Origin of the sequence: Mucilaginibacter sp., assembly GCF_036383575.1 — a bacterium.
Taxonomy (GTDB): Bacteria; Bacteroidota; Bacteroidia; order Sphingobacteriales; family Sphingobacteriaceae; genus Mucilaginibacter.
The window spans coordinates 1-3,028 of the sequence record NZ_DASVOB010000487.1 but is presented as its reverse complement, the minus strand read 5'-3'; the positions used below and the strand labels follow the sequence as shown (position 1 = coordinate 3,028).

Annotated in this window: 5 protein-coding genes; 1 reads left to right on the top strand and 4 read right to left on the bottom strand. The window is 44.8% G+C overall.

The features are described from left to right. Together VF500_RS17505 and VF500_RS17500 are read right to left on the bottom strand one after the other, a co-directional pair. The coding region (locus VF500_RS17505; protein WP_330860920.1) for a zf-HC2 domain-containing protein at window positions 1-380 on the bottom strand (380 nt) is incomplete at its 3' end. Window positions 381-391: 11 nt separating this feature from the next. After that, window positions 392-940: an RNA polymerase sigma factor gene (locus VF500_RS17500; protein WP_330860919.1), complete on the bottom strand. Its 549-nt coding sequence runs from the start codon at window positions 938-940 to the stop codon at window positions 392-394. A 181-nt stretch (window positions 941-1,121) separates the two neighbouring features. Between VF500_RS17500 and VF500_RS17495 the strand changes: the two genes are divergently transcribed. After that, window positions 1,122-1,484 (top strand): nuclear transport factor 2 family protein, encoded by a 363-nt coding sequence (locus tag VF500_RS17495; RefSeq protein ID WP_330860918.1) that lies wholly within the window; start codon window positions 1,122-1,124, stop codon window positions 1,482-1,484. A gap of 78 nt (window positions 1,485-1,562) precedes the next feature. Here VF500_RS17495 and VF500_RS17490 read toward each other — a convergent pair whose 3' ends face one another. Both VF500_RS17490 and uxuA read right to left on the bottom strand, forming a co-directional pair. After that, the gene (locus tag VF500_RS17490) at window positions 1,563-2,246 is read right to left on the bottom strand and encodes a hypothetical protein (RefSeq protein WP_330860917.1); all 684 of its coding nucleotides are present in this window, start codon (window positions 2,244-2,246) and stop codon (window positions 1,563-1,565) included. Between the two features lie 177 nt (window positions 2,247-2,423). Next, on the bottom strand, window positions 2,424-3,028 hold a 605-nt coding region (gene uxuA, locus VF500_RS17485; protein ID WP_330860916.1), incomplete at its 5' end, for a mannonate dehydratase.

Below are 3,028 nucleotides of genomic sequence, written 5' to 3'. Positions count from 1 at the left end.
TCGCTTTTGCCTTTACCAAAAAACAGGTAGCCTGCCCCCACCAGTACAATGATCATGGCCAGGTTATAAACCATTGGCCAACGTGGCTGCCACTCCCAAATCCGGCTTACCTGGTATTTGATATCGGCCCATAAACTCCGTTGTTCTTTTACCGACTCCTTGTAAGTATCCAGCATGGCATAAAATTTCACGCCCATATTGGCCGATGGCTCAGGTGTTTCGATATGGCCCATGGTATCCCACAATTGCTGAAGCCCCTGTAACTCCTCACGGCAGTTCGTACAACCTGCAATATGCCGCTCTAAAGCCCCCTTTTCTTCGGCACTTAAATCTTTGTTTATCCAACCGGTAAACAGTTCCTCATATAGCTCACATTTCATCTTGTACTGTTTTATCGTTCCATTTTTACATAAATACTTTTTAGCTCCTGCATAGCCCGGTGGATGCGCACTTTTACTGTCCCTTCGGTCATACCTAATATTTCGGCTATCTCCTGGCATTTCAGCTCCTGAAAACGGCTAAGGGCTAAGATCTCACGCTGACTTTCGCTCAACCTTTCCATCGCCTTATGCAGCCCTGCTTTGGCCTGCTTTTTTTCAAATTGCTCGTCAGGTATCAGGCCCCCGGCTATGGTTTCGGCCGCTTCTACACCCTCGTGCTGTACCTGTTGTTTGTTTTTTCGCCAGTGATCCTTTAGCACGTTGCGGGCAATGGAGTACATCCAGTGGATATATTCGCCGGTGCCGGTAAAGGTGTGCCTGTACTTGAGCATCTTATAAAACACCTGCTGTACCATATCCTCACTTAACTCCCGTTGGTAGGTCATGTGGAACAGGAAGCCATACAACTGCCGATTGTAGCGCTCAAAGAGCATACCCATCCTGTCAAGGTCGCCGGCTTTCACCTTTAGCATGATGGCGTTATCTGTAAGCGTGTTCAATCAGTTTGTAATTATGTAATATACTTAAGTACTTCGGCGGCGTAAAATGGTTACAGAAAATTTTTACTTTTTTTCGGGGGATGCTATCGCGCTATCAAACTTAACAGAAATTTAAAGGAAATAGGCGATGGTTTGAAGTGTTATTGACTAACTTTATATCAACAATTAAAACCATAAGATCATGACCACCACCGAAGTAGCTGAAAAACTGGTTCAATATTGCCGCGAAGGCAAGCACGTTGATGCCATTAATGAATTGTATGCTGATAATATTGTGAGCCGTGAACCAAAAGGTTCGCCGATGGAACTAACCGAAGGTAAGGACGCTGTTAAAGGCAAAACAGAATATTGGTATGCCTCGGTACAGGAAGTACACAGCGGTGAGGTTTCCGATCCGATTGTCACCGGTAACTTTTTCGCAGTAACTATGGATATGGATGTTACTTATAAAGAAGGCGGCCGCATGCCGATGAATGAAATTGCGGTTTATGAAGTAAAAGACGGAAAAATTATAGCCGAGCAGTTTTTTTATAACATGGGCTAACAGCACCTAACCAATAATAAGCAATAAAGGCCTTCGCTCTCCGCAAAGGCCTTTTATTTTTAATGGGGGTAGCAAAAATTAAAAAGTGGTCATGTTGTACATTTCTATTTGCTGGCCGGTATTGCTTGAACCACCATACCAGTGATTGGTGCCAACAAAGTAAAACCAGTTGTTCCAATAAGTGCCGCTATTGTTGGTGAGGGTGAATTTATATGTCCCATCTACATAAAAATCAACCTGATGTACGTTGCCCGAGCGGGCCTGGCATTTAAAGGTATGGTAACCGTTATCACCTACCGAAATAACCTGTGTAATGTACTGGCCACCGCCTTGCAGATAGCCTTTCAGGGCATTATCATTGAGCGTTTTCACAAAGCCCATTTCGTTACCGTTCCATTGAGTAACGTTATCGCAAATGAAAACTGCCTGCTCACTTGCCGAGCTTGAGGCGCTTGTACCACCCTTAAAGCAGCCATTGAACTGGAAGCCGGTTGCGTTTTGCCCGGTACTTTGCTGTGCCGCATCAATATCGGTACTGCAATTACCCACCGGGATAGCTATGCCATTAGTACCTGAAATATTGTAGGGCATGCCATTGCAGGTTCCCCATAAACTAAAGCCGCTTTGAGGCACGGCGGCACGCGGGGCAGTTGTGTTACCTGTTGTAGCAGCGGGCTTGCTTGCATCTTTACTACAGGCCGATACGAGGGTTAAAAGCAGCAGAACGCCGCCAAACATCAGTTTGTTTAATTGTTTTTTCATAATTTGATTTAACTAATTGGTTTTAATAATTAGTTAAAGCTATACACATCAATTAACTTACAATTACACTCACCTTTCATTTAAGTACACTATGATTTCAAAACGTGTACTCCCCTGTTAAACAAAAACGGGAGGCCCTTTTGAACCTCCCGTCTCCGGATATTTTTTAAAAGTATGTTATTCCGTTGAGCGGATAATACCCAACTCAAGTCCCCTCAGTTCGGCGAGACCACGAAGCCTCCCAATGGCCGAATAACCCGGGTTGGTTTTCTTTTTAAGGTCATCCAGCATTTGGTGACCATGATCGGGACGCATAGGGATACTTAACTGGCGCTGCTTCATAACTTGCACCAGCTCTTTCACTACGGCGTACATATCCACATCGCCCTCCAGATGGTTATCTTCATAAAAATCACCGAACTCATTGCGGCGGGTGCTGCGCAGGTGGATGAAATTGATCCTGTCGCCAAATTGTTTAACCATAGCGGGCAGGTCGTTATCGGGTCTTACGCCGTATGATCCGGTGCAGAAACACAATCCATTATTTAACGATGGAACAGCTTCAATAAGCGCATTGATATGTTCGGCAGTGCTTACTACCCTTGGCAGGCCTAAAATAGCATATGGTGGATCATCAGGGTGGATAACCATTTTAATGTTATTGGCATCGGCAACCGGGATGATCTGCTGCAGGAAAAAGATCAGGTTTTGCCTTAATCTTTCGGCATCTATGCCGTCATAAGCCGCAAGTGCAGCCCTGAATTTATCCAGCGTAAAGCTTT